Consider the following 25,220-nt stretch of genomic DNA (forward strand, 5'->3'; position numbering starts at 1 on the left):
CACTTACTTCTGCTTGGGCACCCGTCCCATCAAGTAAAACTCTGGGTTGGGCTGCATGCCCGCAAAGCTGGCCATGCGGTTGCTCAGCCCAAAAAACGCGGTGATGGCCGCGATGTCCCAGATGTCCTCGTCGTCAAAGCCGTGGGCGTGCAGCGCAGCGAAGTCGGCGTCCTCGATCTCGTGCGAGCGCTGGCAGACCTTCATCGCAAAGTCGAGCATGGCGCGCTGGCGCGGGCTGATGTCGGCCTTGCGGTGGTTCACTGCCACCTGGTCGGCCACAAACGGTTTCTTTTCGTAGATGCGCAGGATCGCGCCGTGGGCCACCACGCAATACAGGCACTGGTTGGCGGCACTGGTGGCGGTCACGATCATCTCGCGCTCGCCCTTGGTCAGGCTGCCTTCCTCTTTCAGCATCAGTGCATCGTGGTAAGCAAAGAACGCTCGCCACTCGGCCGGGCGGCGTGCAAAGGCCAGGAACACGTTGGGGATGAAGCCCGCCTTCTCCTGCACTTCCACGATGCGTGCGCGGATGTCTTCGGGCAGGGTGTTCAGGTCGGGAAAAGGGTAGCGGCTCACGGCGGTCTCCTGGGGTTGTTGTGGTGGATGCCGCAAGTATCACGGATGCCTCAAGGGTGCCAGTGGGTCGCCCGCACCGGACTCTGGGCGGGCGCGGCCGAATTGCCCGCCAGCGCATACGACAACTGGGTGGCCGCAGCCATCACTGTCTGCGCCAGCGCTTCGAGCTTTTCGGCGGGCAGACGCGATGCCGGGCCCGAAATGCACACCGAGCCCATCAGCCGCCAGTGCATGCCAAACACGGGCGCCGACACCGTGGCCACGCCCTGTTCTCGCTCACCAATCGACCAGTGGTAGCCCTTCTTGCGGATCTCTTCATAGGCCTTGCCCGGCTCGCCCGAAAACGCCAGGATCACACGGCCCGGCGATCCTTTGTCCAGCGGCAGGCCTTCGCCCATGCGTGCGTGGTGGCGCAGCGCCTGCGGGCCTTCCACGCGCACGAGGCAGGTCCGCACATTGCCTTCGCGCACATAAAACGCGGCGCTTTCGCCCGTGGCAAGGGTCAGCTCGCGCAGCGCGGGCTCCAGCACGTTCTGCACGTCAAAACCGGCCTGGTAGCGCGCGCCCAGCCAGCCTGCGGCCGGGCCCAGGCGCCAGTCGCCATCCTCGCGTTGCACCATGAAGCCCGACTGCGCCAGCGTGCGCGCCAGGCGCAGCACGGTGGTCTTGTGCAGGCCGCAGCGGCGGCTCAACTCGGCCAGCGGCAGGCTGGATTCGCCCAGTGCAAAGGCCTCCAGCACCTGCAGTGCGCGCGTGACGGCAATCACGCCGCCGCCCGTGTCTTTGGCAGCGCTGTTTTCCGGTTCGGTGGGCTCCTGCGGCAGGGTCTTGCGGGGTGACGGGGACCTGGCAGGCGAGGGCACCCTGGCGGTGGCGAGGGGCGAGGGTGGTTTTTTGGGAAGATTGCTCACGGTGCAATTCGTTTCATTGTGTGCAACTTCATTGTATGGGTTGAAACGCCTGCGTAAAGTCGCGTCCACAGCGCCGGGCCTGCAGCAGCATGTGCAGGGCGGCGCCAAGAACCACCTACCAGGAGACAACTGCATGCCCGCTTTTTCGCCCCGTTTGCTTCCCCGTGCCCTGGGCGCCCCCCTGTGCGCCGCCGTCCTCGGCCTTGCCGCCATTGCAGCGCCCTTTGCCAGCGCCCACGCACAAGCCGCGTATCCGAGCAAGCCCATCCGCCTGATCGTGCCGTTCCCTCCCGGCGGAGGCACCGACATGATTGCCCGCACGGTGGCGCAAAAGCTCACGGACCAGAACAAGTGGAACGTCATCGTGGACAACCGCCCCGGCGCGGGCGGCAACCTGGGGGTGGACGCCGCCGCCAAGTCACCCGCCGACGGCTACACGCTCGTCATTGGCCAGACCAGCAACCTGGCCATCAACCCCACGCTCTACCCCAAGCTGCCGTACGACCCGCTCAAGGACCTGGTGCCCGTGGCGCTCGTCTCGTCCTCGCCCATCGTCATGGCTGCGCCCATCAACTCACCCTTCAAGAGCTACGCCGATGTGGTGGCGGCCGCCAAGGGCAAGCCCGATGCGCTCACGCTGGGCTATTCGGGCAACGGCACCGTGGCCCACCTGGCCGGGGAGCTGGCTGAAAACGCCGCCGACATCAAGCTGCGCCACATCCCCTACAAGGGCGCGGCCCAGGCCATGACGGACCTGGTGGGCGGGCAGATCGACCTGTACATGTCGTCGGTGCCTACGCTGCTGGGTCAGGTGCGCAATGGCAAGCTCAAGGTCATCGCCATCACCTCGGCCAAGCGCTCGCCGCAACTGCCGGATGTGCCCACGCTGGCCGAGTCGGGCTACAAGGGGTTCGAGGCCGTGACCTGGTTCGGCATCCTGGCCCCTGCCGGTACGCCCGCATCCATCGTGGCGCAGCTCAACAAGGCCATCAACGCGGCCCTGCAGCAACCCGATGTGGCCGACAAGCTGCGCTCCGAAGGCGGCGATGTGCTGGGCGGCACCGCCGAGCAGTTCAGCGCGCTGCTCAAAGCCGAAGTGCCACGCTGGGCCAAGATCGTCAAGGACTCGGGCGCCAGCCTGGACTGACGGGCTCACGCTGGGGGGGGCGGTTTGTCCCGCATATCGGCCCGTCCCACTTCTTCACCTTCGCATTTCGTCTGCACTTCGCCAGCCGCTGAGTCCGGGGCTGGTTGCGCTGCGGCATGGGCGCCTTGCACGCGCATCCCAGTCAGCCGCGCACATTCGCTCCTCAGCATCTCCGCGTTCTTTCCAAGGATTCCCCATGAGCCAACTCCCTGAAATCATCCGCACCATCGACCGCGTGAGCGCCGACGTAGTGCAAAAAGCCGCCACCTACCAGGCCGCCATCCTGGCCGACGTGGCAGGCCGCCGCGGCACCATGCATGGCCGCGTGGCGCCCGTGCACCAGTCCATGAAGGTGGCAGGCCCTGCCTTCACCGTGGAAGTGCGCCCCGGCGACAACCTCATGATCCACGCCGCCATTGCCCTGGCCCAGCCCGGTGACGTGCTCGTGATCGACGGCAAGGGCGACCAGACGGCGGCGCTGATGGGCACGCTGATGCTCAGCGCTTGCAAGAAGCGCGGCCTGGCCGGCGTGATCGTGGACGCAGCCATCCGCGACAAGCTGGAAATTCTGGAGCTGGACTTCCCCGTGTTCAGCGCGGGCTTCAACCCCGCAGGGCCCACCAAGTACGTGCCCGGCCGCATCAACCACCCCATCTGCGCCGGTGGTGCCGTGGTGAACGCGGGTGACTTGGTAGTGGGCGACGCCGATGGCGTGGTGGTGATCGAGCGCGAAAAAGCCCCCGCCATGCTGGCCCTGGCGGACAAGAAGGTGGCCGACGAGGCGGCGCGCATCGAGGCGATTGCTCGCGGCGACACCGCATCGAAATGGCTGCCCGCCGCCCTGCGCGCTGCCGGTGTGCTGAAGGAAGGGGAATCGCTGTGAACCCAACCATCATCGTGACGGGCGCTGATCTGGCGCAACAAGCCCTCGACCTGCTCACAGGCTACGAGATCGTCTACGCCGGCAAGACGCCGACGGAAGAGGGCATGGTGGCCCTGTGCCGCGCGTACAACCCCTTGGCCATCATCGTGCGCTACGGCAAGGTGGGCGCTGCGGTGATGGATGCGGCACCCGCGCTCAAGGTCATCTCCAAGCACGGCAGCGGCACTGACACCATCGACAAGGTGGCTGCCAAGGCGCGGGGCATTGAGGTGGTGGCTGCCGTGGGCGCCAACGCTGCGGCCGTGGCCGAGCAGGCGCTGGTGCTGCTGCTGGCCTGCGCCAAATCGGTGGTGCAGCTCGATGCACGCATGCACGCGGGCCACTGGGACAAGGCCACACACAAAAGCTTGGAGCTGGGTGGCCGCACCGTGGGCCTGGTGGGCCTGGGCGCCATCGGCCTGCGCTTTGCCAAGATGGCCGACGCCCTGGGCATGCGCGTGATCGGCTTTGACCCGTTTGCGAAGAACCTGCCGGACTATGTGCAGAGCGTGGGCCTGGAGACGATCTGGCGCGAAGCCGATGCTGTGTCTTTGCACTGCCCGCTGACCGACGAGAACCGGGGCATGCTGAACGCCACCACGCTGGCGCAATGCAAACGCGGCGTGATCGTGGTGAACACGGCGCGCGGCGGCCTGATCGACGAGGCCGCGCTGCTGGCGGCCGTGCGCTCGGGCCAGGTGATGGCGGCGGGGCTGGACAGCTTTGCGGTCGAGCCGATGACGGCGGGCCATCCCTTCCAGGGCGAGAAGCACTTCATCCTCAGCCCCCACATCGGCGGCGTGACCAGCGACGCCTACGTGAACATGGGCGTGGGCGCGGCGCAGAACCTGCTGGCCGTGCTGGGCCGTGTGCCTGGCGCAGCGGTGGCTGCGGCCTGACGCCAGCCCCCTTCCTGAAAGCAAAGAGAAAAAAAGGCACGGGGCAGGGAGCCCCGGCCCATGGAGACAAAGACATGCACAACATTTTGAGAAGAAAAACGGCCTCTGCGCTTGTCCATCATGCGCTGATAGCTATTGTTTGTATAGCATCCAGCGCAGCAGGGGCGCAAACGGCGTTCCCCCACAAGCCCGTCAAGCTGGTGGTGGGATTTGCCGCAGGCGGCCCCACCGACGTGGTGGCCCGTGCGTTTGCCGACCACGCCAGCCGCGCGCTGGGGCAGCCCTTTGTGGTGGACAACAAACCCGGCGCCAACACCATCCTGGCCGCCCAGGCGGTGGCCAGCGCGCCCGCCGACGGTTACACGCTGCTGTTTGGCGCCACCAACCACACCATGATCCCGGGGCTGTACGCCGGGCGGGTGAAGTTCGATGCGGTGAAGTCGTTCAAGCCGCTGTGCACCGTGGCCACCAGCCCCACGGTGCTGGTGGTGGGGCAGGCCCTGGCCGTGAAGTCGCTGGCTGAGTACATGGCCCGTGCGCGCAAGGAGCCGGGGCGTCTGTCCGCAGGCACGGCGGGCGTGGGTAGCTCAGGCCACTTTGCCACCGAGATGTTTGCCCGCGCCAACAGCCTGCATCTGAACCACGTGCCCTACAAGGGCGCGGCGCCGGTGGTCACGGACTTGGTGGGCGGTCAGCTCGACAGCTCGTTTGCCACGCTGGGCTCGGTGCTGCCGCAGATCAAGAGCGGCAAGCTCACCGCGCTGGCCGTGGCATCGCCCAAGCGGTCGTCGCTGCTGCCCGACGTGGCCACGTTTGCCGAGGCCGGTGGCGGCAAGTATTCGGCCGATGCCTGGTATGGCCTGCTGGCCCCGGCGGGTCTGGACGACGCCATTGCCCAGCAGCTGGAGCGCGTGGCCAGGGACTTTGTGCAAAGCCCTGCGGCCAACGACAAGTTGCGCGGCCTGGGGCTGGACGCCGATGCCACCTGCGGCGCCGCGTTTGCCAGCCAGGTCGGCCGCGAAGTGGCCACCTATACGCAGATTGCACGCGAGCTTGATCTGAAAGTGGATTGACCCCCCTGAGGCGCTTTGCGCCTTCCCCCCTCTCTCGCCTCGCTGCGCGATGCGGGAAGGGGGACGCAGCCAGTGCGGCGGGGCGGCCCTTGCACGGCTGCCTGCGCTTTGTCAGCGCCAGTTTCGCAGGCCATGGGCCAGCGATACCTGTTTGTTCTTCATGGATTGAATAGATAAGGAGACTTCATGTTGCGTTTTCTCAAACCCTTGATCGCCGCCTGCGCCCTGGCTGCAGGCCTGGCCCACGCCGCCTTCCCCGAGCGGCCCATCACGCTCGTCGTGCCCTATGCCCCCGGCGGCGCGGCCGATGCCGTGGCCCGCGTGGTGGCCACCCGCCTGGGTGCCAAGCTGGGCGGCAGCGTGATTGTGGACAACAAGGCGGGCGCCAGTGGCACCATTGGCGCGAGTTTTGTGGCCAAGGCGTCGGCGGATGGCTACACCATGCTGTACGACGCCACGCCGCACTCCATCAACCCGCACCTGTTCCCCAAGATGCCGTATGCCGCCAACGCACTGCAGCCGCTATCGCTGGTGCTGCTGGCGCCCAATGTGCTCATCGTGAAGGCCGATGCGCCCTACAAGAACGTGGGCGAGCTGATTGCCAAGGCCAAGGCGCAGCCCGGCAAGATCAACTTTGCCTCGGGCGGCAGTGGCACGGTGCAGCGCCTGGCGGCGGAGCTGATGGCCCAGAAGCTGGGCCTCGATATGGTGCATGTGCCCTACAAGAGCGGCGGCCCCGCCATCACCGATGTGATGGCCGGCCAGGTGGACTTCATGTTTGGCACCGTGGCCGCCACCTACCCGCATGTGGCGGGCGGCAAGCTGCGCGCGCTGGCCGTGTCGGCGCCCGAGCGCTCCAAGCGCCTGCCCGACGTGCCCACAGTGGCCGAGGCGGCCGTGCCGGGCTACGAGGCCTATGAGTGGAACGGCGTGTTTCTGCCTGCGGGCGTACCTGCCGACGTGGCAACCAAAATGCAGCAGGCCCTGCAAGAGGTGCTGAAGGAAGACGAAGTGAAGCAGCGCCTGGCCGACCTGGGCGCCCAGCCCATCGGCTCCACGCCTGCGGAGTTTGCCGCCTTCCTCAAGAAAGAAGACAGCAAGTGGGGCGAGGTGGTGAAGAAGGGCAACATCAAACTCGACTGAGCCATGCCGTTGCCCGCGCTGACCACGCCCGTGCCGCACTCTGTGGGCCTGAACCGCCCGCAGCGCCTGCTGACGCCCGGCGCGTGCGACAGCCACATGCACATCTTCGATGCGCGCTTTGCACCGTCTGCCCACTGGCCGCGCACGCCGCCCGATGCGCCCGTGGCCGCCTATTGGCAGCTGCAGCAGCGCCTGGGCAGCACACGCACGGTGGTGGTCACGCCATCCACCTACGGCACCGACAACGCCTGCACGCTGGATGCGCTGGACCAGCTGGGTGACGACGCACGCGGCGTGGCCGTGGTGGACCCCAGCGTGAGCGATGCAGAGCTGGCCCGGTTGGCCGCGCGCCGCGTGTGCGGGCTGCGGGTCAACTTTGTCTCACCCCAATCGTGGGGCACCACCACGGCGCAGATGCTGAGCACGCTGGCGGGCAAGGTGGCACGGCATGCGGACTGCGGTGGCTGGCACATCCAGGTGTTCGCGCACCCGGAGCAGATCTTGGCGCTGGCGCCCGTGCTGCAGGCGCTGCCCGTGCCGCTGGTCATCGACCACCTGGGCCGCATCGATCCGGCCGAAGGCCCATCGGCCCAAGCCTTTGGCGTGCTGCGCCGCTTGCTGGACAGCGGCAACACCTGGGTCAAGCTCTCGGGCGCCTACATGCGCTCTGCCGTGCGGGGCCCCAGCTACGCCGACACCCTGCCGCTGGGGCAAGCCCTGGTGCGGGCTGCCCCCAGTCACCTGGTGTGGGGTAGCGACTGGCCCCACACCACCGAGGCGCCGGGCAAGGTGAACGATGCCGACCTGGTGGACCTGCTGCGCGCCTGGGCGGGCTCGGATGCCGCGATGGACCGTATCCTGGTGGACAACCCGGCGCGGCTTTATGGTTTTGGCGCCACCTCCTGACAACGAAAGCCTCTTCCATGTTTCTGCTGCAATCCCCCGAGGTCCGCGAGCTGGCGTTTTTCAGCTCCATGCCCGACACCTTCCGCCGCCCCGAGCGCAGCGCCTGGGCCGATGCCAACCGGGGCGGCACTGCCACCGATTCGTTCCTCGAAGGCCCTGTGTTCGACGACGCGGGCAACCTGTACGTGACCGACATCCCCTGGGGCCGCATCTTCCGCATCGACCCGCAGGGCGCGTGGACGCTGGTGGCCGAGTACGACGGCGAGCCCAATGGCATGAAGTTCATGGATGCGGGCACGCTGCTCATCACCGACTACAAGAACGGGTTGATACGGCTCGATATCGCGACCGGCAGGGTCACGCCGTACCTGGAGCGCCGCAACAGCGAGCGCTTCAAGGGCGTGAACGATTTGATCTTCGACGCCGACGGCAACCTGTACTTCACCGACCAGGGCCAGAGCGGCCTGCACGACCCGAGCGGGCGCCTGTACCGGCTGCGCCCCAATGGCCAGCTCGACCTGTTGCTGGCCAACGTGCCCAACCCCAATGGCGTGGCCCTGTCGCCCGACGGCCGCGTGCTGTACCTGGCCGCCACACGTGGCAATTGTGTGTGGCGCGTGCCGCTGCTGCCCGATGGCAGCGTGGCCAAGGTGGGGCAGTTCTTCACGTCCTATGGCCCGAGCGGCCCCGATGGGCTTGCGGTGGATGGGGCGGGGCGCCTGTTGGTGGCCAACCCGGGCCTGGGTTATGTGTGGGTGCTCAACCACCGGGCCGAGCCCGTGCTGGTGCTGCGGGGGCCGGCCGGAGCCTCCACCACCAATCTGGCTTATGGCGGGCAGGGCGGACAAACGGTGTTCGTGACCGATTCGACCCACGGCCACATCCTGCACGCACGGCTGGATGCGCCGGGGCTACCCCTGCACCGCTCGACCCCGGACTGAATGTCGGGCCAAAGGGCAAGGGCGTTTTCAGAGCTTTATTGGGCTGCGGCGACCTTTGCGGCGCCGCGATAGCGCGACAGCCAGTGCGCGTAGGGCGCGGGCAGCGTGTTCCATTCAGGCTTTTGCACGCCCAGCACCTGCGCCAGATGGTAGGTGTAGTGCGGATTGGACAGGTGGGCGCGGCCGATCATCACCAAATCCATCTGGCCGTCGGCCACTGCACGTTCAGCGATTTTCGGGTCATCGATGCCCCACGACGAGGCCACGGGCAGGTCGGCTTCGCTGCGCACGCGCTGTGCTACCGGGGCCAGGAAGGCGGGGGTTGCCCAGGGAATCTGCGTCTCGGCAATCACGAAGTTCGCGCTGACGTTGACCATATCCAGGCCACGTTCGCGCATCTGGCGCACCAGCTCAATGGACTCGGCCACGGTTTCCTCGTCGCGTCCGTCGTATTCGATGACTCCGAAGCGTGCCGTGAGTGGCAGGTGCGCGGGCCACACCTTGCGCACGGCCTCCACGGTTTCCAGCAGAAAGCGCGCGCGGTTGTCAAAGCTGCCGCCGTACTGGTCGGTGCGCTGGTTGCTGTGGGGCGAGAAGAAGCTCTGCGCCAGGTAGCCGTGGGCAAAGTGCAGTTCCAGCCACTCGAACCCTGCGGCCAGTGCGCGACGTGCGGCGGCCACAAAGTCGGCCTGCACGCGGGCAATGTCTTGCAGTGTCATGGCCTGGGGTATCCGGGGCAGACCGCCGCCGTAAGCAATGGCGGACGGTGCTATCGGCTGCCAGGCACGCGCGTCGTTCTCGGGAATGTGGTCATCGCCTTCCCAGGGGCGTTGGGCGCTGGCCTTGCGGCCTGCGTGGGCGATCTGGATGCCGGGCACGGCGCCAGCGGCCTTGATGCTGGCGGCGATGCGGCCCATGCCTTCGACGTGCTGGTCGTTCCAAAGGCCTGTGCAGGCCGGGGTGATGCGGCCTTCGGGCGATACGCCCGTGGCCTCGACAATCACCAGGCCTGCGCCGCCGCGAGCGAGACCGGCGTAATGCGCCTGGTGCCATTCATTGGTGAAGCCGTCCACCGCGCTGTACTGGCACATCGGCGGGATCGCGATGCGGTTGCGCAGGGTGACGCTTTTGAGTTGGAACGGTGTGAACAGGGCAGACATGCAGCTTGCTTTCTTGTCGGTTAATTAGAAAAGGAATTTCGGGCTGGGGGCGGGGGCAAAGACACCACGGCCACGCACAGTGAAGATGGTGGGTACGATGCAGCCATAAACCAAATCGATAGTTCTTATTTCTGAAATCATGGCAATTGATATCAGGGCCATGGACCTGAACCTGCTCAAGGCACTGGATGCCTTGCTCGACGAACGCAGCGTAACCCGCGCCGCCCAGCGCCTGTCACTCACCCAGCCTGCGGTGAGCGGCATGCTGACCCGCCTGCGCGAAAGCTTCGATGACCCGCTATTCGTGCGTACACAGCGTGGCATTACGCCCACGCTGCGCGCGCAGGAGCTGGCCGCGCCGGTCAAGGAGCTGCTGGGTGGGATCGAGTCGCTGCTGCAACCTCAGGCCTTTGACCCTGCCACGGCGCAGATGACGGTGCAGCTCGCGTCCACCGACTACGCGCTGCAGGCGGTGGTGGTGCCATTCCTGGCCATGCTGCGCCGCCGCGCGCCCGGCGTGCGCGTGGCCGTGGTGCCTGCCCAGCACCTGCCGGTGTACGAGCGGCTGGAGCGGGGCGATATCGATCTGGCCCTGATCAGCCCCGAAAACACGGCGCCCGACCTGTATGCCCGGCACCTGTTTGACGAGCGCTACGTGTGCGTGATGCGCGCCGGGCACCCGGATTCGAAGGGCGGCGCGCTGTCGCTGGACCGCTTCTGCGCGCTGGACCATGCGCTCATTTCGTACACGGGTGGCGGTTTCTGCGGCGTGACGGATGAGGTGTTGGCACGCTTGGGCCGATCACGGCGGGTGGTGCTGTCGATCACCAGCTTTCTGGTGCTGCCGGAGATCCTGCGCAATAGCGACCTGATCGCGGTGGTGCCCCAGCGGGTGGTAGCTGATGCACGCGGGCTGGTGGTGCTGGAGCCACCAGTGGCCATACCTGGCTTCGTTAAAACTGCTGCCTGGCATGAACGCACCCACCGCTCGCCGGGGCACCGCTGGGTCCGCTCGGTGCTGTTCGATACGTGTGGGTGCAAGGAGGCCGGTAGTCCGCTGCATTTGCCGAAATTAGAGAAAAACTATTGAATTAATCAAAACTATTGCCTTTTCATAAGGATATGCACTCCATAACATCGGCTGCTCACCAACGCCAACAGGAGTGCCTCATGACACAAGAGACAAACAAGTGCCCGTTTGACCACACCAAGGCTGCCGCGCCCAAGGGCCGTGGCAATGCCGACTGGTGGCCAGACCAGCTCAATATCCGTCCCCTGAACCAGAACTCCCCGCTCACCGATCCCATGGGCGACGGCTTCGATTACGCAAAAGAATTCAAGAGCCTGGACCTTGCTGCCGTAAAGGCCGATCTGCATGCGCTGATGACCGACTCGCAGGATTGGTGGCCCGCAGACTTTGGCCACTACGGGCCATTGTTTGTGCGCATGGCCTGGCACAGCGCCGGAACCTACCGCCTGGCGGACGGACGTGGCGGCGCAGGGGCAGGGCAGCAGCGGTTTGCGCCGCTCAATAGCTGGCCCGACAACGCCAATCTGGACAAGGCACGCCGCCTGCTCTGGCCCATCAAGCAGAAGTACGGCCGCAAGATCTCGTGGGCCGACCTGATGATCTTGACCGGCAACGTGGCACTGGAGTCCATGGGCTTCAAGACCTTCGGCTTTGCCGGTGGCCGCCCCGACGTGTGGGAACCCGATGAAAACGTGTACTGGGGCGCCGAGAACACCTGGCTGGGCGGAGACAAGCGCTACAGCGGTGAGCGTGACTTGGCCAACCCGCTGGCTGCTGTGCAGATGGGCCTGATTTACGTGAACCCCGAAGGTCCCAACGGCAACCCCGACCCCGTCGCCGCCGCGCGCGACATCCGAGACACGTTTGCGCGCATGGCGATGGACGATGAAGAGACCGTGGCATTGATTGCTGGTGGCCACACCTTTGGCAAGACCCATGGCGCGGGCGACGCTGCGCTGGTGGGCAAGGAGCCCGAAGGCGCGGGCATCGAGGAGCAGGGCCTGGGCTGGAAGAGCAACCATGGTTCTGGCAAGGGCGGCGACACCATCACCAGCGGCCTGGAAGTCACCTGGACCACCACACCCACCCAATGGAGCAACAACTTCTTCGAAAACCTGTTCGGCTTTGAGTGGGAGCTGACCAAGAGCCCGGCCGGTGCCCACCAGTGGACGGCCAAGGGTGCCGAGGCCACGATTCCACACGCACACGATCCGTCGAAGAAGCTGGTACCCACGATGCTCACCACCGACCTGTCGCTGCGGTTTGATCCGGCTTACGAGAAGATCTCGCGCCGCTTCCTGGAGCACCCTGAGCAGTTTGCCGACGCATTTGCGCGCGCCTGGTTCAAGCTCACACACCGCGACATGGGGCCGCGTGCACGCTACCTGGGCCCTGAAGTGCCCGCCGAAGTGCTGGTCTGGCAAGACCCTGTTCCTGCAGTGGACCATGCTCTGGTCAACGAACAAGACATCACGGCACTCAAGGCCAAGGTGTTGGCGTCGGGCCTGTCGATCTCTGAGCTGGTATCGACGGCCTGGGCTTCTGCTTCAACTTTCCGGGGCGGCGACAAGCGCGGCGGAGCCAATGGGGCGCGCATTCGTCTGGCTCCGCAGAAGGACTGGGACGTAAACCAGCCTGCACAACTGGCCAAGGTGCTGGGCCAGCTCGAAGTCATCCAGCGCGCGTTCAACGCCGAGCAGACGGGCGGCAAGAAAATCTCGCTGGCCGACCTCATCGTGCTGGCCGGTGGCGCCGCTGTGGAGGCTGCCGCGAAGCGAGGCGGGCAGGACGTGACCGTGCCTTTCACCCCCGGCCGCACCGACGCCTCGCAGGAGCAAACCGATGTGCCATCGTTCGAAGTGATGGAGCCCGTGGCCGATGGCTTTCGCAACTACGTGCGCCCCGGGCTGGAGGGCGCTGTGGCCGAACTGCTGATTGACCGCGCGAACCAGCTGACCTTGACTGCGCCAGAGATGACGGTGCTGGTCGGCGGTTTGCGGGTACTGGGTGCCAACATGGGCCAGGCGCCTCACGGAGCTTTCACGCAGCGCCCGGAAACGTTGAGCAATGACTTCTTTGTGAACCTGCTCGACATGCGCACCCAATGGCAGAAGTCAGCTAGCGCAACCGGTGTGCTGGAAGGGGTGGACCGCAGCACAGGCGCCAAGAAATGGACCGGCACCGTGGTCGACCTCGTGTTTGGCTCGAATTCCGTGCTCCGTGCGCTGGCCGAGGTCTATGCCAGCAGCGATGCCCAGGCCGTGTTTGTGCAGGACTTCGCCCGCGCCTGGACCAAGGTGATGAACCTGGATCGCTTTGATCTCGCGGCAGCGTAAACCTGGGGCTTAGCACTTTGACAAAGCCACCTGCCTGGCCCTTCGCGGGGCATGGCAGGTGGCTTTGTGTTTTTCGTGCAGGCGCTGCGGCTACGATGGCGGCCCCAACTGAACCGGAGAGCCCGCATGACACAACAACTCCCATCCACCAAGGACTTCGACAAAGGTCTGGCCACACGCAAGCAGGTCATGGGCGAGGACTTTGTCGCCAATGCCTTTGGCAATGCCACGGCGTTCACCCAGCCGATCCAGGAGTTCATCACCCGCAATGCCTGGGGCGATGTATGGCAGCGGCCAGGGCTGGACATGAAGACGCGCAGCTTGATCACGGTGGCGTTTCTTACCGCGCTGGGCAAGCAGCATGAGCTTAAGGGCCACGTGCGCGGCGCGCTCAACAACGGCGCTACAGCGGCAGAGATCCAGGAAGTGTTGCTGCACGCCAGCATCTACTGCGGCCTGCCGACGGCAGTCGAGGCTTTTCGCACAGCTGCTGATGTGATCGACGGCCCGAAGTAGGGCTCAACCAGCGAGCAATTTGTGTACTAGGTCGGCAGCGGTGGATGCGTTGTACTTGCGCATGAGGCGTGCCCGGTAAATCTCCACCGTGCGGTGGCTGATCTCCAGGGCCCGACCGATCTCCTTGGAAGTCAGTCCCTCCAACAGGCGCGCGGCCACCTCGCGTTCGCGGCCTGTCAACTCGGCCTTCACGGGGCGTTGCGAACTCAGGTCTTCAAAGCTCCAGATGCCTGATTCATGCGGGGCATCTCGGTTGAGTGCACGGCCTGACACATGGCACCAGAAGACCTCGCCGTTGGCACGCTTCATGATGCGGTTGTCGGCGTAGTGGCCCTTGGCGTTCAGGATAGGTTCCATGTGCGCGCCAAGGCGCTCGTATTCGTCGGCGCTTGGATAAAGTATCTGGAACGACTGACCGATGAGCACCTCGCGCGAGGCGCCGAACATCTCGCACACATGCCGGTTGCAATCGACCATGGTGCGGTTGCGCGACAGCACCAGGCCCACGGGGGCCATGTCAAAAGCGAGTCGGTAATCAACGTCCATTGGCAACGTCCATAGTGCAAGTCTTTACGGGATACTACTTAATCGGGTACGTAGTATCGTAGCGCATCCAAATTCACAAGGAGATCGTGGTGAACAAGTTATTCCCCTCCGCAGCTGAGGCCCTCAAGGGCGTGGTTGCAGACGGCCAGCTCATGGCTGTGGGTGGTTTCGGTTTGTGTGGCATTCCTGAAGCGCTGATCGACGCCTTGCGCGATTCCGGCGTCAAGAACCTCACCGTGATTTCCAACAACGCAGGTGTTGATGGCTTTGGCCTGGGCAAGCTGCTGGAAACCCGCCAGATCAAGAAGATGATTTCGTCCTACGTGGGCGAAAACAAGGAGTTCGAGCGCCAATACCTGGCCGGCGAGCTGGAGCTGGAGTTCACGCCCCAGGGCACGCTGGCCGAGAAGCTGCGTGCAGGCGGCGCGGGCATCCCGGCCTTCTTTACCAAGACGGGTGTTGGCACCATCGTGGCCGAGGGCAAGGAACTGCGCGAGTTCGACGGCGAAACCTATGTGATGGAACGCTCGCTGGTGCCTGAGGTGGCGCTGGTCAAGGCGCACCGCGCCGACAAGTCGGGCAACCTGCAGTTCCGTCTGACGGCCCGTAACTTCAATCCTGCCGCTGCCATGGCCGGCAAGGTCTGCATCGTTGAAGTGGAAGAGGTGGTGGAAACCGGTGCCATGGTGCCGGACCAGATCCATCTGCCCGGCATCTATGTGCACCGCATCGTGCACAACCCGAACCCGGAAAAGCGCATCGAAAAGCGCACCATCACTGAGAAGGCGGGCGTTTAAGCCTGCGTTTATCGAAAAGCAGGCGTGCAAGCCTGCCGTCACCGAACAAGCTGGAGAAATACATATGTCGTGGAGTCAAGACCAAATGGCGGCGCGTGCCGCCCATGAGCTCGAAGACGGCTTTTACGTGAATCTGGGTATTGGCATCCCTACGCTGGTGGCCAATTTCGTGCCCGCCGACAAGGAAGTGTGGCTGCAGTCCGAAAACGGCATGCTCGGCATCGGCCCGTTCCCCAACGAAGATGAGGTGGATGCGGACCTGATCAACGCTGGCAAGCAGACCGTGACCACCATCAAGGGCTCGTCCATCTTTGGCAGCCATGACAGCTTTGCCATGATCCGTGGCGGCAAGATTAACCTGTCCATCCTGGGCGCCATGCAGGTCAGCGAAAAGGGCGATCTGGCCAACTGGATGATCCCCGGGAAGATGGTCAAGGGCATGGGCGGCGCGATGGACCTGGTGGCGGGTGTCAAGCGCGTGATCGTGCTCATGGAACACGTTGCCAAGAAGAAGGACGGCACCGAAGACCTGAAGATCCTGCCCCAGTGCACGCTGCCGCTGACGGGCGTGGGCGTGGTCGACCGCATCATCACCGACCTGGCGGTGATGGACGTCACCCCCCAAGGCCTGAAGGTGGTGGAACTGGCTCCGGGCGTGACGTTGGATGCCCTGCAAGCCAAAACGGGCGTGACGCTGATTCCTTGACCGTTGTTGGGGGCGTTCCTCAAACGCAAAAAAGGCCGAGGCTCCGTGAGGGGCCTCGGCCTTTTGCTTTCAGCATCGGGCTGCAGCCGTGAAAACGACCGCAGTACCTGCCGCGCGAATTACATGGCGCTGAATTCGCCCGAAGGGATCTTGCCAGTGCGCAGGGCTTCAGCAGCCTGGGCGCGCACAGCAGCGCGGTCAGCCGTGGACGTGTAGGTCACCACACGCGAACCAGCGGGCTCGATGCTGCGGGTCTGGGCCACGGTAGCGGCTTCAGCGGCCACTTCGGCACGGGTGCGGTTCGTGTCGAACTTCAGGGCAAATTGCGAACCATCGGCTTCATCAGCGTGGGCGCCGAAAGCAGTGAAAGCGGCAACAGCGGCGATAGAGAGGAAACGGACAGACTTGTTCATGGTGAAACTCCAGTGAAATTCAAAAGTAGGGACGAGGTACTTGGCAATACGAAAACGTGTGAACCGTGGATTCAACAAGAATCAACCACGCTCACCCGAAGGGATCTGGCCAGCGCGCAGGGCTTCGGCAGCCTGGGCACGCACGGCAGCGCGGTCAGCCGTGGACGTGTAGGTCAACACACGCGAGCCTGCTGGCTCGATGGAGCGGGTCTGGGCAACGCTGGCGGCTTCTGCCTGCACTTCAGCGCGGGTGCGGTTGGTTTCAAATTTGGTCGCGAATTGCGAAGCATCGGCTTCGTCAGCCTGTGCGCCGAAAGAGGCGAAAGCGGCAACGGCAGCGATGGAGAGGAAGCGGGCGGTGTTGTTCATGATGAAAATCCTTGGAAGTTAAAAAGCGTCTCAAAAAAGCCGGGTCAAAAAACCATTCCTGAACCGGGTTCGGTGAGTCGCCTTGCGGGTTCGGCTCATCGATGGGTTGAACTGTACGCGGGTGAAGTCCAAAGAAAAACCACCGAGTCGCAAACTAACTGTTCCAGTATTGGAAACAATGCCGCCAGAGAATTTCAGGGTTTACCCAAATTTTTAGCCTGAAAAGAAGGATTGAACCGCTTTTGCATGCAATGAATGAAGCGTTTATCCGGAATGGTGATCCATAGCTGCAGGACGGGCTGAATCGGGTGGTGAATGGCGTGCAGGGAAGTCTCCCGGCCTTGTGAAACACGGGGGGGGGCGGCGACTGGGCCTTGATCTGGCTCAAGACTGTGTGGGGCCCGGGTATTTTTCGTGGATGCCCCTCGGGGGAACGCCCTATAGTCCTGAATATGCTTTTGTTTTCTGCATGACGGACACCCTTGCGCCTGCGGGCATCGACACTTCGGACAGCCCCCACTACTTGCGCGCGTTGACCGACATGGCTGACCGGCGTACGGTGGTTGCTGACGCAGCCATTTACACCGACAAAGGTATCAAGCTGGTCGAAAAAGGCGCGCGCATCGACAGCCGCCTGTATGACCGCCTGGTGCAGCACAAGCTGCGCGAGCCCATTGACCGCCATCTGTCCATCGAGAATCCCGTGGACGTACCCGCTTTGCTCGCGGCGGGGCAGGCCATGAGCGAACAGGAGGTGCTGCCCAGCCTGCTGGCAGAAGCCCTCGGCTCGGCGGCCCGGCTGCTGGCGCCGCTGCGCTCGCTGCCCTTGCCTCCATCCATGGCCTGCAAGCTCACCGTGATGCGCGATCAGCGGCCCGGACTGTTTCAACACAGCCTGCAGATGATGGCGGTGGCCGTGTTTCTGGGCATCAAAAGCGGTCTTGCTGAGCGCGACTGCGCCCATCTTGCGGCAGCAGCCTTGCTGCACGATCTGGGTGTGCTGCACATGGATCCGGCCTGGGACGATCCCGACCACAAGGTCGTTGGTGTTCAGCGCAAGCATCTGGTGGCGCACCCCATCACCGCCATGCTCATGATCCGCGATACCCAGGTCTATCCCCGGGCTGTGGATGTGGCGGTGCTGGAACACCACGAGCGCATGGATGGCAGCGGCTACCCGCGTGGCCTTGCCGGTGCGGACATCTCTGTCCTGGGCCGCATCCTGTTGCTGGCCGAGGTGGTGGCGGCGTTCTATGAAAAATACGACGACATGCCCGCGCAGCGCCTGTCGCTGGTGCTGCGGCTGAACCATCGCAAATTTCCATCGGCCCTGGTGGCGCACATCCTGCCCCTGCTGCAGGAAGAAGTCGCCCGGGAATCTGCCCTCATGCCGCTGGGCAACGATGCCTCGCGCCAGATCGACCTGCTGGCCGAAGCTTTTGAATGCTGGGATCAGCTCAAGACCGCACTGCCTCCCGAAACCAGTGTCAAGGCACTGCCGGGAAGCGCCTTTGTGTTCCTCGATGCACGGCTGCTGGCTTTGCAAAAAGCCTTGCTGGAGGCCGGTTCACACCCTCGGCAGCAGGGTGAACTCATGGCCCAGTTGCAGGGCGATGCTATTGGGATGGCTGAAGTGGCGCTGGTGGGGCGCGAGGCGCTGTGGCAGCTGCAAAGTATTGTGAATGCCAGCTATCGCCGCTGGCCACAACTGGCAGACCGCGCCACCCCTGCGGATGCAGCGGTGGCGGATTGGTGTGATTGGGCAGTGCGGAAGCTTTGAAAAGGGTGGTCAGCCCACCCGGCTTCGCTGCCAGAACCGATGGTGCATCGCCCAGCCCGCCATGAGCACCGCGAGGACCAGCAGCCCCCATTCAGACAGCGTCGGAATGGATGCTGGCGGCGCGATGCCGATGTGGACCGTGAATGAATCCGCTGTCGGGCCCGTGCCCCAGGTCCAGAGATAGGTGCCCGGTGTGAGTCCCAGGCTGGCCAGCGAGGTCGCAGTCCAGGTGGCCGAGGACGTGAGCGCAGAGCCCGAGACGTAACCTGTCGGGGCGAAGACGAAACCGGGCCCTGTGCTGTCCAGGCCCACCATGTCGCCAGATCCTGCATTCGCCCCGACAGGGCCTCCGCCTCCGAACGCTGGTGGGCCGGATATCCCCAGGTACGCGTCCACGGTGCCAGCCGTGCCGGTGAAGACCAACCCAGCCGAAGCAATGACCCCGGGGGACAGAGGCCCGCTGCCCGCAGGCGAGAGGGCCCCCAGATTCAGGCTGCCACTGCCACTGGCGACCACATTGCCACCGCTTTCAAAAAAGTAGAGCGTATAGGCCGCGAACGTGTTGCCGGACAGGAGCAGCAACAGGGCGACTGCTGCCGATTGGATTGTTTTCATTCAACGGACCCTCTCTTTTTGTCCTGCCCATTGTAGGGAGCGTGGTGTGCGTTGGCCCAGTTTTATAGGACCTGGGACGCGTTGCCTCCAAAAGCCCCTCACCCCAAAGTCTTCTCCGCCAGTTGCCCCGCTGCTCGAAATACTGGTTATATTTACAGTATTCATATTGTTCTTCTCGTCTTCGCCATGCCTGCGCTACGCCACTCCCTGGGGGTTGTCGCGTCCGATCTGCCATTGACCGTGCCCGGTGTCTGGCATGCGGACGCATTGGGTGCGGGCCAGTTGCAGGTGCAGTCCACCGGTTATGGTTCTCTGGATGCGCAGTTGCCCGGTGGGGGCTGGCCGGTGGGGGCGCTGAGCGAGGTGCTGCAGCCCCTGGCGGGCCTGCACGAATGGCAACTGGTGCTGCCCGCCCTGGTACAGGCCACTGCCCCGCGCTCGGGGGCGGTGGTGGTGGTAGCGCCGCCTTGCGAGCCTTTTGGACCGGCGCTGCAGGCCCAGGGCTTGTCAGCCGAGCGGCTGTGTGTGGTGCGGGCCGATGCCGCCGCTGCGCTCTGGGCGGCAGAGCAGGCGTTGCGTTGCCGGGAGGTTCTGGCCGTGATGGCCTGGCTGCCGCAGGTGCAGCCTGCAGCCCTGCGCAGGCTGCAACTGGCAGCAGCGCAGCAACGTCAACTGCTATGGGTGTTTCGCCCGGCCAGTGCTGCGGCGCAGGCCTCACCAGCCTTGCTGCGGCTACAGGTGCAGGGGATGGCCATGCCGGGAGGTGTATGCACAGTCCCCGGGATGCAGGTGCACATTCTCAAGCGCCGGGGGCCGCCCCTGGCGCAAGGGCTGGATCTGCCGGGCTGTCATCCCCGGCTGGCGCAGGTGCTGGCGGCCCAGGCCGGGCGACGGCGTGCAGCGCAGGTGGATGCTGGCAGTACCTTGGTGGCAGGTCGCCTTGCGGCGGCAGCCAAGGCATCGGGGGCGTTGCCCATGCGCCCTTCATTGGAGCCGCTGGTGCCGTTGGGGGCGGGGCCAGAGGGGAGGGTGCATGCACTGGATCGCGCTGCCATTGCCCTGGTGCGATGAGGCATCCGCACCGCCTGCAGGGGTTGTGCACACCGCTGCGGCAGGCTGGTGGGCCCTGCGTTTTACCCCGCGTGTGGCACTGGTGGATGCAGAGGCCGTGCTGCTGGAGGTGTCCACCACCGAGCGGCTGTGGGGCGGGCGCGAAGTGCTGCTGGCCCAGGTGCTGCAGGCCTGGGTCTGGGCCGGGGCATCTGCCAGGGGCTCTACCCCCCCCGCTGCCCAGGTCGCTGGCGAGTGTGGGCCAGCAGGAGAAGAGACGGTGGTGGGCGCACAACCGACGGGTGAACCCGTGATCTGGGGCAGTGGCCCCACCGCCCTGGTGGCGCAGGCCCGGCTGCGTATGGCGTTGGCGGGGCAGGCTCTCCCTGCACAGGGCCCGCTGAGCCTGCCTCTGCACACACTCACAGCCTTGCGCCCGCATGTGGCCAGCCTGGAGCGCATGGGCTGCCGCACCTGGGGGGCACTGCGGGCGCTGCCTCGCGCCGGGGTGTCGCGGCGTTTTGGTGCGGCGGTGCTGCGGGTGCTGGACCAGGCCTTGGGGGATGCCCCCGAGGCCCACGCCTGGCTGGAGCTGCCCGAGCAGTTTGTGCTGACGGGCGAGTTGCCTGCGCTGGCAGAGTCGGCCGATGCGCTGCTCTGGAGCGCCAGCCGCTGCCTCACGGCCTTGCAAGGCTGGCTGCAAGCGCGGCAGCAGGGCGTGCTGGGCCTGGAGCTGGCCTGGCGCCATGACCTGCGGCGCATCGATGGTGTGGCCATCGCCCCCACGCAGGCGCTGCAGGTGCGCACGGCGCAGGCCACGCAGGACATGGGGCACCTGCGGCGCCTGTTGTCTGAAAATCTGGCGCGCACCACGCTGGCCGCGCCGGTCAATCAGATCACGCTGCGTTTGCTGGAGGCGGCCCCGCTGCCACACCGCAGTGCGAGCCTGCTGCCGCCTGACCATCTGGGCGGCGCAGACCCTGCTGGCGCCCAGGGCGAGGCTTTGCACCAGTTGCTGGAGCGCCTGTCAGCCCGGCTGGGAGCAGACCATGTGCAGGCCCCGGTGCTGCAGGCCGACCACCGCCCCGAATGCATGCAGCAATGGCGCCCGGCGGCCGAGGTGCTGCGCGTGACGGCGGCGGCCGCAAAGCACGCTGCAGCCCGGAATGCCTCCGTCAGTGTTGCCAAGACGGCGCTGGATGCAGCCCCCGATGCCCTGCTGCTGCCCACCTGGCTGCTGAATCCGCCCCGGCGGCTGGCGGTGCAGGGCAACCGCCCCTGCCACCACGGCCTGCTGCGACTGTTGGCCGGGCCCCACCGCTTTGAAGCGGGCTGGTGGTCTGCGGTCGGGGAGGGCGCAGGCCCGGCCCCCGGTGAAGGTGCCCTGGCCTTGCGCGACTACTTTGTGGCGCACAACGATGTGGCGGGGCTGGTGTGGGTGTTCCGCGAGCGTCTGGCGCCGGTGCCGTCCGTGTCGGACGGCACCCCAGCCGCCGTGCGGCCCCATCGCTGGTTCCTGCATGGGGTGTTTGGGTGATGTCTGCGGAGGCTCCATGGGCCTGACACCTTCCTCTGCATCGCCTGCATCAGCCACCGTGCTGCCGGGCTATGCCGAGCTGCACTGCCTGTCCAACTTCAGCTTCCAGCGTGGTGCATCGCATCCACAGGAACTCGTGAAGCGCGCGCTGGCGCTGGGCTACCAGGCCCTCGCGCTGACGGACGAATGCTCGGTGGCGGGTGTGGTGCGCGCCTGGGAGGCCGCCAAGGAATGTGGTTTGCACCTCATCGTGGGCAGCGAGTTTTTGTGGGGTGACGACCTGCGGCTGGTGGCCCTGGCGCGCGATGCCGAGGGCTGGGGCAACCTGTGTGAGTTCATCACCGCGGCCCGTGCGGTCGCATCCAAGGGGCAGTACCACGTGGGCCCGCGCAGCCCCTGGGGATTGCTGCAAGGGTGCGAGTTGCTGCTGGCGCCTATCCGGCAACGCTTTGATGCTTCTGATTTGATAGCTGTTGGCGCTTGTCTATCCAGCGCTAGAGGCCAATTTGACTCATATTTTGATGGCCATATCTGGCTGGCGGTCGAACTGCACCTGGCCCCGGACGACAGCCTGTGGCTGGCCACGCTGCAGCGTGTGGGTGCGGCGCTGGGCTTGCCGCTGGTGGCAGCGGGCGATGTGCACATGCACGCCCGTTCGCGCAAGCCGCTGCAGGATGTGATCACCGCCGTACGCCTGGGCCGCAGCGTGGGCGAATGCGGGTTTGCGCTGCAGCCCAATGCCGAGCGCCATCTGCGCCGGCGCGTGCGGCTGGCGGGCATCTACCCGCCCGAGTTGCTGGACGCCACGCTCACCGTGGCGGGGCGCTGCACGTTCACCCTGGACGAAATCAAGTACCAGTACCCGCTGGAGACCGTGCCCGCTGGCATGACCCCCGCGCAGGCCCTGGCCTGGCTGGTGCAGGTGGGCGTGCAAGGCGTTTACCCGCAGGGCGCGCCACAGAAGGTGCAGGCGCAGATCCGCAAAGAGCTGGACCTGATCGCACACTGCCAGTACGAGATGTACTTTCTCACGGTGCACGATATCGTGCGCTACGCGCGCAGCCAGGGCATCCTGTGCCAGGGGCGTGGCTCGGCCGCGAATTCGGTGGTCTGCTACATGCTGGGCATCACGGCCGTGCCGCCCGAAAACTCACACCTGCTGTTCGAGCGCTTTATCAGCAAGGAGCGCAAGGAGCCGCCCGACATCGACGTGGACTTCGAGCACGACCGGCGCGAGGAGGTCATCCAGTACATCTACGAAAAATACGGCCGCGAGCGCGCCGCCATCGCGGCCGTGGTCACCACCTACCGCACGCGCAGCGCGCTGCGCGATGTGGGCAAGGCGCTGGGCGTGGCGCCGTCCTTGGTCGATGCCTTTGCCAAGGACCACCACTGGTTTGACGAGCAGTTCGCAACTGACCGTTTGCAGGAACTGGCCCAAGGCCTGGGCGTGCCGCTGCACCGGCACACGGCCCAGCTGTGGCTGGAACTGGCGGCGGACCTCAAAGGCTTTCCGCGCCACCTGAGCCAGCATGTGGGCGGCTTTGTGCTCACGCAGGGCAAGCTCACGCGCCTGGTGCCGGTGGAGCCCGCGAGCATGGAGCACCGATCGGTCATCCAGTGGGACAAGGACGACCTGGACACCATGGGCCTGCTCAAGGTCGATGTGCTGGCCCTTGGCATGCTCAGCGCGCTGCGCCGCTGCCTGAATTTGCGCGAAGCCTTGCGCGGTGAGCGCTGGGACCTCCAGGGCATTCCGCGCGAAGACCCCGCCACCTACGACATGATCTGCGCCGCCGACACCGTGGGCGTGTTCCAGATCGAAAGCCGCGCGCAGATGAGCATGCTGCCGCGCCTGCGGCCGCGCGAGTTCTACGACCTGGTGGTGGAGGTGGCGATTGTGCGGCCTGGGCCTATTCAGGGTGGCATGGTGCACCCCTATCTGCAGGCGCGCGAACGCAGGCGCAGGGGCGAGCCACTGCAATTGGAGAAGCCCGAACTGGAAGCGGCCCTGGCGCGCACGCTGGGCGTGCCGATTTTTCAGGAGCAGGTGATGCAGATCGCCATGGTGGCGGCCGGGTTCTCTGCGGGTATGGCTGACGATCTGCGCCGGTCGATGGCGGCCTGGAAGCGCAAGGGCGGCGTGCACCGGTTCGAGCGCCCACTGGTCGGAGGCATGGAAGCGCGTGGTTACCGCACCGAGTTTGCCCAGGCCATCTTCCAGCAGATGCTGGGCTTTGGCGAATATGGCTTTCCTGAAAGCCACGCCCACAGCTTTGCCTTGCTGGCCTATGCCAGCAGCTGGCTCAAATGCCATGAGCCTGCGTGTTTTCTGGCCGCGCTGCTCAATTCGTTGCCCATGGGTTTTTACACCGCCTCGCAACTGGTGCAGGATGCGCGCCGCCACGGCGTGCGTGTGCTGCCCATTGACGTGACCTGCAGCGACATCGACTGCACGCTGGAGGGCACACCAGAGCCGCTGAGACCTGCGCGGGGGCTGGGCGTGCCGCCACTGCCGCAGCCCGCTGTGCGCCTGGGCTTGCGGCTGGTGGGCAGCCTGCACAAAGATGCTGCCGAACGACTGGTAGAGGCCCGCGCTACAGGCCCTGCCTTTGCCAACACCGAAGACCTGGCCCTGCGCGCACAGCTGAGCCAGCAAGACCTACAGGCGCTCGCTGCAGCCGATGCGCTGACGGGCCTGTCAGGCCACCGGCGCCAGCAGATGTGGGAGGCGGCCGCGCAGCACACTGCACCGCCCCTGCTGCGCGATGTGCCCGTGCACGAAGCGCCCCTGCAACTGCTCGCCGCGCCCGAGGGCGAAGAGATTCTTTTCGACTACGCCGCCACCGGCCTCACACTGCGCCGCCACCCGCTGGCCCTGCTGCGCCCGCGCCTTGCGCGCTGGCGGCTGCAGACCGCGCTGCAGTTGAACACCGTGCCTCATGGCCGCAAGGTGCGCGCCTGCGGCATCGTCACCGTGCGCCAGCGCCCCGGCACGGCCAAAGGCACGATGTTCGTCACGCTGGAGGACGAGACGGGCCCCGTCAACGTGATCGTGTGGCCTGCGCTGGTGGAGACCTGGCGCAATGCGCTGCTCAGGTCGCAACTGCTGGCGGTGGAGGGCGTGTGGCAGTGCAGCGTGCCCGAGGGGGAGGGGGCCGATGCGCCGTCGGCGCCATCAGCGTCGGTAGTGCGCCACCTGGTGGCCCAGCGCTTCAAGGACTTGACACCGCTGCTCGGTCGCATGGCCCAGGCGCTGCAGGGCAGCCGGGACTTTCACTGACCTGCTGAGCCGCTTCGGGTCTTCCTCCTGACTCCCTTGCGGTCACTGCTCCAGCAGATAAGCGTGGGGGTCGATGAAAAACGCTTTTTTGACGCCCTGCGTAGCGCCATCCACCTTCCACGGCGCGGGCAGCGTTCGCACGATGGAATAGTGCAGGTGTGGCGGCTTGCCGTGCGCGTTGCCGCTGGCGCCCAGCGTGCCAATCGCCTCCCCAGACGCCACGAAGGACAAGGCGTCTGTGCCGATCGAGTCCAGGTGCGCAAAGTAATGCAGCCGCCAGCGCGGCCCGAGCACCAGCACCACCTTGCCGCCTTTGGCGATCTCCCCCGTGAACAGCACGACGCCATCCGTAGTGCTCAGCACAGGCGTGCCGGTCTTGCCAAAGATGTCGATACCCTTGTGCACGCCCGAGCTGCCCCAGGGCTCGAACCAGAAGGACTTTGGATTCCAGTCCTTCGCCGATGCCCTGGCCACAGGGATCTGGATGCGCTCTGGCAGTAACAGGCCCGCCACCAGCACGGCCAGCAGGGTGAGGCCCAGAATCTTTGCAATTTTCATGGCGCG

The 25,220-nt window shown here is 65.5% G+C and carries 24 protein-coding genes; 16 read left to right on the forward strand and 8 right to left on the reverse strand.

The genetic code is table 11. The features are described 5' to 3' along the window. Positions 1-3: 3 nt before the first annotated feature. The gene (locus tag EXV95_RS03480) at positions 4-576 is read right to left on the reverse strand and encodes a peroxidase-related enzyme (protein ID WP_176885820.1); all 573 of its coding nucleotides are present in this window, start codon (positions 574-576) and stop codon (positions 4-6) included. 50 nt (positions 577-626) lie between these two features. Then, a complete protein-coding gene (locus tag EXV95_RS03485) occupies positions 627-1,400 on the reverse strand; it encodes an IclR family transcriptional regulator (protein ID WP_055402421.1) in 774 nt (257 codons plus the stop codon). Between the two features lie 220 nt (positions 1,401-1,620). Between EXV95_RS03485 and EXV95_RS03490 the strand changes: the two genes are divergently transcribed. The 7 genes from EXV95_RS03490 (at position 1,621) to EXV95_RS03520 (ending at position 8,518) form a co-directional block, all read left to right on the forward strand. Continuing rightward, positions 1,621-2,634 (forward strand): tripartite tricarboxylate transporter substrate binding protein, encoded by a 1,014-nt coding sequence (locus EXV95_RS03490; protein WP_176885821.1) that lies wholly within the window; start codon positions 1,621-1,623, stop codon positions 2,632-2,634. A 196-nt stretch (positions 2,635-2,830) separates the two neighbouring features. After that, positions 2,831-3,517, forward strand: coding sequence for an RraA family protein (locus tag EXV95_RS03495; protein ID WP_176885822.1), 687 nt, complete (start codon positions 2,831-2,833; stop codon positions 3,515-3,517). Beyond that, positions 3,460-4,455, forward strand: a complete 996-nt coding sequence (locus tag EXV95_RS03500) for an NAD(P)-dependent oxidoreductase (protein ID WP_255484909.1) — start codon at positions 3,460-3,462, stop codon at positions 4,453-4,455. Before EXV95_RS03495 ends, EXV95_RS03500 begins: the two co-directional genes overlap by 58 nt. A gap of 74 nt (positions 4,456-4,529) precedes the next feature. Next, a complete protein-coding gene (locus EXV95_RS03505) occupies positions 4,530-5,528 on the forward strand; it encodes a tripartite tricarboxylate transporter substrate binding protein (RefSeq protein WP_176885824.1) in 999 nt (332 codons plus the stop codon). A 186-nt stretch (positions 5,529-5,714) separates the two neighbouring features. Next, positions 5,715-6,671, forward strand: coding sequence for a tripartite tricarboxylate transporter substrate binding protein (locus EXV95_RS03510; protein WP_176885825.1), 957 nt, complete (start codon positions 5,715-5,717; stop codon positions 6,669-6,671). Between the two features lie 3 nt (positions 6,672-6,674). Beyond that, positions 6,675-7,577, forward strand: a complete 903-nt coding sequence (locus EXV95_RS03515) for an amidohydrolase (protein ID WP_176885826.1) — start codon at positions 6,675-6,677, stop codon at positions 7,575-7,577. A gap of 17 nt (positions 7,578-7,594) precedes the next feature. Continuing rightward, entirely contained in the window at positions 7,595-8,518 is a 924-nt protein-coding gene (locus tag EXV95_RS03520) for an SMP-30/gluconolactonase/LRE family protein (protein WP_176885827.1), read from the forward strand. 35 nt (positions 8,519-8,553) lie between these two features. Here EXV95_RS03520 and EXV95_RS03525 read toward each other — a convergent pair whose 3' ends face one another. Continuing rightward, entirely contained in the window at positions 8,554-9,678 is a 1,125-nt protein-coding gene (locus EXV95_RS03525; protein ID WP_176885828.1) for an NADH:flavin oxidoreductase/NADH oxidase, read from the reverse strand. A 139-nt stretch (positions 9,679-9,817) separates the two neighbouring features. Here EXV95_RS03525 and EXV95_RS03530 point away from each other — a divergent pair, with 139 nt between their 5' ends. The 3 genes from EXV95_RS03530 (at position 9,818) to EXV95_RS03540 (ending at position 13,560) form a co-directional block, all read left to right on the forward strand. Further along, positions 9,818-10,768: a LysR family transcriptional regulator gene (locus tag EXV95_RS03530; protein WP_176885829.1), complete on the forward strand. Its 951-nt coding sequence runs from the start codon at positions 9,818-9,820 to the stop codon at positions 10,766-10,768. Between the two features lie 80 nt (positions 10,769-10,848). Further along, positions 10,849-13,044 carry a catalase/peroxidase HPI gene (katG, locus tag EXV95_RS03535; protein WP_176885830.1) on the forward strand — a complete coding sequence of 732 codons (2,196 nt, stop codon included), beginning with the start codon at positions 10,849-10,851 and terminating at the stop codon, positions 13,042-13,044. 126 nt (positions 13,045-13,170) lie between these two features. Beyond that, positions 13,171-13,560, forward strand: coding sequence for a carboxymuconolactone decarboxylase family protein (locus tag EXV95_RS03540; RefSeq protein ID WP_176885831.1), 390 nt, complete (start codon positions 13,171-13,173; stop codon positions 13,558-13,560). Between the two features lie 3 nt (positions 13,561-13,563). Here the strand turns inward: EXV95_RS03540 and EXV95_RS03545 are convergent, their stop codons facing one another. Continuing rightward, entirely contained in the window at positions 13,564-14,106 is a 543-nt protein-coding gene (locus tag EXV95_RS03545) for a PAS and helix-turn-helix domain-containing protein (protein WP_055402413.1), read from the reverse strand. Between the two features lie 89 nt (positions 14,107-14,195). Here EXV95_RS03545 and EXV95_RS03550 point away from each other — a divergent pair, with 89 nt between their 5' ends. Next, the gene (locus tag EXV95_RS03550; RefSeq protein ID WP_055402415.1) at positions 14,196-14,903 is read left to right on the forward strand and encodes a CoA transferase subunit A; all 708 of its coding nucleotides are present in this window, start codon (positions 14,196-14,198) and stop codon (positions 14,901-14,903) included. Positions 14,904-14,967: 64 nt separating this feature from the next. After that, positions 14,968-15,609, forward strand: a complete 642-nt coding sequence (locus EXV95_RS03555) for a CoA transferase subunit B (RefSeq protein WP_176885832.1) — start codon at positions 14,968-14,970, stop codon at positions 15,607-15,609. A gap of 119 nt (positions 15,610-15,728) precedes the next feature. Here the strand turns inward: EXV95_RS03555 and EXV95_RS03560 are convergent, their stop codons facing one another. Then, positions 15,729-16,022, reverse strand: coding sequence for a DUF4148 domain-containing protein (locus EXV95_RS03560; protein ID WP_121419969.1), 294 nt, complete (start codon positions 16,020-16,022; stop codon positions 15,729-15,731). 81 nt (positions 16,023-16,103) lie between these two features. After that, positions 16,104-16,391, reverse strand: coding sequence for a DUF4148 domain-containing protein (locus tag EXV95_RS03565; RefSeq protein WP_121419970.1), 288 nt, complete (start codon positions 16,389-16,391; stop codon positions 16,104-16,106). Between the two features lie 469 nt (positions 16,392-16,860). Between EXV95_RS03565 and EXV95_RS03570 the strand changes: the two genes are divergently transcribed. Then, the gene (locus EXV95_RS03570) at positions 16,861-18,171 is read left to right on the forward strand and encodes an HD-GYP domain-containing protein (RefSeq protein WP_176885833.1); all 1,311 of its coding nucleotides are present in this window, start codon (positions 16,861-16,863) and stop codon (positions 18,169-18,171) included. Positions 18,172-18,180: 9 nt separating this feature from the next. On the opposite strand, the gene EXV95_RS03575 is transcribed toward EXV95_RS03570, so the two are convergent. Next, positions 18,181-18,786, reverse strand: coding sequence for an IPTL-CTERM sorting domain-containing protein (locus EXV95_RS03575; RefSeq protein ID WP_176885834.1), 606 nt, complete (start codon positions 18,784-18,786; stop codon positions 18,181-18,183). Between the two features lie 186 nt (positions 18,787-18,972). On the opposite strand from EXV95_RS03575, the gene imuA reads away from it, so the two are divergent. Genes imuA through EXV95_RS03590 form a run of 3 tightly spaced genes read left to right on the forward strand, consistent with a single transcriptional unit; the run spans position 18,973 to position 24,656 of the window. Further along, complete coding sequence (gene imuA / locus EXV95_RS03580; RefSeq protein ID WP_176885835.1) at positions 18,973-19,857, forward strand: translesion DNA synthesis-associated protein ImuA; 885 nt, start codon at positions 18,973-18,975, stop codon at positions 19,855-19,857. Beyond that, on the forward strand, positions 19,820-21,373 hold the full coding sequence (locus tag EXV95_RS03585) for a DNA polymerase Y family protein (RefSeq protein ID WP_176885836.1): 1,554 nt from the start codon (positions 19,820-19,822) through the stop codon (positions 21,371-21,373). The genes imuA and EXV95_RS03585 overlap by 38 nt, the downstream gene beginning before the upstream one ends. A gap of 16 nt (positions 21,374-21,389) precedes the next feature. After that, entirely contained in the window at positions 21,390-24,656 is a 3,267-nt protein-coding gene (locus tag EXV95_RS03590) for an error-prone DNA polymerase (RefSeq protein WP_176885837.1), read from the forward strand. Positions 24,657-24,698: 42 nt separating this feature from the next. Here EXV95_RS03590 and EXV95_RS03595 read toward each other — a convergent pair whose 3' ends face one another. After that, positions 24,699-25,214, reverse strand: coding sequence for a M23 family metallopeptidase (locus EXV95_RS03595; RefSeq protein ID WP_176885838.1), 516 nt, complete (start codon positions 25,212-25,214; stop codon positions 24,699-24,701). Positions 25,215-25,220: the final 6 nt, after the last annotated feature.

It is taken from the genome of Acidovorax sp. JMULE5, from assembly GCF_013376875.1.
GTDB classification, from domain to species: domain Bacteria; phylum Pseudomonadota; class Gammaproteobacteria; order Burkholderiales; family Burkholderiaceae_C; genus Acidovorax; species Acidovorax facilis.

Excerpts from the sequence above, each read along its gene's own strand:
- EXV95_RS03490 (WP_176885821.1), top strand. The coding sequence starts at position 1,621 with ATGCCCGCTTTTTCGCCCCGTTTGCTTCCCCGTGCCCTGGGCGCCCCC.
- EXV95_RS03495 (WP_176885822.1), top strand. The coding sequence starts at position 2,831 with ATGAGCCAACTCCCTGAAATCATCCGCACCATCGACCGCGTGAGCGCC.
- EXV95_RS03500 (WP_255484909.1), top strand. The coding sequence starts at position 3,460 with ATGGCTGCCCGCCGCCCTGCGCGCTGCCGGTGTGCTGAAGGAAGGGGA.
- EXV95_RS03505 (WP_176885824.1), top strand. The coding sequence starts at position 4,530 with ATGCACAACATTTTGAGAAGAAAAACGGCCTCTGCGCTTGTCCATCAT.
- EXV95_RS03510 (WP_176885825.1), top strand. The coding sequence starts at position 5,715 with ATGTTGCGTTTTCTCAAACCCTTGATCGCCGCCTGCGCCCTGGCTGCA.
- EXV95_RS03515 (WP_176885826.1), top strand. The coding sequence starts at position 6,675 with ATGCCGTTGCCCGCGCTGACCACGCCCGTGCCGCACTCTGTGGGCCTG.
- EXV95_RS03520 (WP_176885827.1), top strand. The coding sequence starts at position 7,595 with ATGTTTCTGCTGCAATCCCCCGAGGTCCGCGAGCTGGCGTTTTTCAGC.
- EXV95_RS03525 (WP_176885828.1), bottom strand. The coding sequence starts at position 9,678 with ATGTCTGCCCTGTTCACACCGTTCCAACTCAAAAGCGTCACCCTGCGC.
- EXV95_RS03530 (WP_176885829.1), top strand. The coding sequence starts at position 9,818 with ATGGCAATTGATATCAGGGCCATGGACCTGAACCTGCTCAAGGCACTG.
- katG (WP_176885830.1), top strand. The coding sequence starts at position 10,849 with ATGACACAAGAGACAAACAAGTGCCCGTTTGACCACACCAAGGCTGCC.
- EXV95_RS03540 (WP_176885831.1), top strand. The coding sequence starts at position 13,171 with ATGACACAACAACTCCCATCCACCAAGGACTTCGACAAAGGTCTGGCC.
- EXV95_RS03545 (WP_055402413.1), bottom strand. The coding sequence starts at position 14,106 with ATGGACGTTGATTACCGACTCGCTTTTGACATGGCCCCCGTGGGCCTG.
- EXV95_RS03555 (WP_176885832.1), top strand. The coding sequence starts at position 14,968 with ATGTCGTGGAGTCAAGACCAAATGGCGGCGCGTGCCGCCCATGAGCTC.
- EXV95_RS03560 (WP_121419969.1), bottom strand. The coding sequence starts at position 16,022 with ATGAACAAGTCTGTCCGTTTCCTCTCTATCGCCGCTGTTGCCGCTTTC.
- EXV95_RS03565 (WP_121419970.1), bottom strand. The coding sequence starts at position 16,391 with ATGAACAACACCGCCCGCTTCCTCTCCATCGCTGCCGTTGCCGCTTTC.
- EXV95_RS03570 (WP_176885833.1), top strand. The coding sequence starts at position 16,861 with ATGACGGACACCCTTGCGCCTGCGGGCATCGACACTTCGGACAGCCCC.
- EXV95_RS03575 (WP_176885834.1), bottom strand. The coding sequence starts at position 18,786 with ATGAAAACAATCCAATCGGCAGCAGTCGCCCTGTTGCTGCTCCTGTCC.
- imuA (WP_176885835.1), top strand. The coding sequence starts at position 18,973 with ATGCCTGCGCTACGCCACTCCCTGGGGGTTGTCGCGTCCGATCTGCCA.
- EXV95_RS03585 (WP_176885836.1), top strand. The coding sequence starts at position 19,820 with ATGCACTGGATCGCGCTGCCATTGCCCTGGTGCGATGAGGCATCCGCA.
- EXV95_RS03590 (WP_176885837.1), top strand. The coding sequence starts at position 21,390 with ATGGGCCTGACACCTTCCTCTGCATCGCCTGCATCAGCCACCGTGCTG.
- EXV95_RS03595 (WP_176885838.1), bottom strand. The coding sequence starts at position 25,214 with ATGAAAATTGCAAAGATTCTGGGCCTCACCCTGCTGGCCGTGCTGGTG.